The 1,182-nt window shown below is 62.2% G+C and carries 1 protein-coding gene; it reads left to right on the top strand.

Annotated elements, in window-relative coordinates; genetic code table 11:
- On the top strand, nt 1-1,182 hold a 1,182-nt coding region (tuf, locus tag HWX07_RS36755; RefSeq protein WP_027805213.1), incomplete at its 5' end, for an elongation factor Tu.

Below are 1,182 nucleotides of genomic sequence, written 5' to 3'. Positions count from 1 at the left end.
GGTAAATTTGAGCGGACCAAGCCGCACGTGAACGTTGGTACGATTGGTCACGTTGACCACGGCAAGACGACGCTGACGGCAGCGATCACGACGGTGCTGACGAAGAAGTTCGGCGGCGAAGCGAAGGCATACGACCAGATCGACGCGGCACCGGAAGAAAAGGCGCGCGGCATCACGATCAACACGGCACACGTCGAGTACGAAACGGCTAACCGCCACTACGCACACGTCGACTGCCCGGGCCACGCTGACTATGTGAAGAACATGATCACGGGCGCAGCGCAGATGGACGGCGCGATCCTGGTTTGCTCGGCAGCAGACGGCCCGATGCCGCAAACGCGCGAGCACATCCTGCTGGCACGTCAGGTTGGCGTTCCGTACATCATCGTGTTCCTGAACAAGTGCGACATGGTGGACGACGCGGAACTGCTCGAGCTGGTCGAGATGGAAGTTCGCGAACTCCTGTCGAAGTACGACTTCCCGGGCGACGACACGCCGATCGTGAAGGGTTCGGCGAAGCTGGCGCTGGAAGGCGACACGGGCGAGCTGGGCGAAGTGGCGATCATGAGCCTGGCCGATGCGCTGGACACGTACATCCCGACGCCGGAGCGTGCAGTTGACGGCGCGTTCCTGATGCCGGTGGAAGACGTGTTCTCGATCTCGGGCCGCGGTACGGTGGTGACGGGGCGTGTCGAGCGCGGCATCGTGAAGGTCGGCGAGGAAATCGAAATCGTCGGTATCAAGCCGACGGTGAAGACGACCTGCACGGGCGTTGAAATGTTCCGCAAGCTGCTGGACCAAGGTCAGGCAGGCGACAACGTGGGTATCCTGCTGCGCGGCACGAAGCGTGAAGACGTGGAGCGTGGCCAGGTTCTGGCGAAGCCGGGTTCGATCACGCCGCACACGCACTTCACGGCTGAAGTGTACGTGCTGAGCAAGGACGAAGGCGGCCGTCACACGCCGTTCTTCAACAACTACCGTCCGCAGTTCTACTTCCGTACGACGGACGTGACGGGCTCGATCGAGCTGCCGAAGGACAAGGAAATGGTGATGCCGGGCGACAACGTGTCGATCACGGTGAAGCTGATCGCTCCGATCGCGATGGAAGAGGGTCTGCGCTTCGCGATCCGCGAAGGTGGCCGTACCGTCGGCGCCGGCGTCGTCGCCAAGATCATCGAGTAA

It is taken from the genome of Burkholderia sp. BCC0097 (assembly GCF_902832985.1).
Lineage (GTDB): Bacteria > Pseudomonadota > Gammaproteobacteria > Burkholderiales > Burkholderiaceae > Burkholderia > Burkholderia orbicola.
Note: the sequence above shows the minus strand (reverse complement) of the source record. Positions and strands in the feature narration are given on the sequence as shown.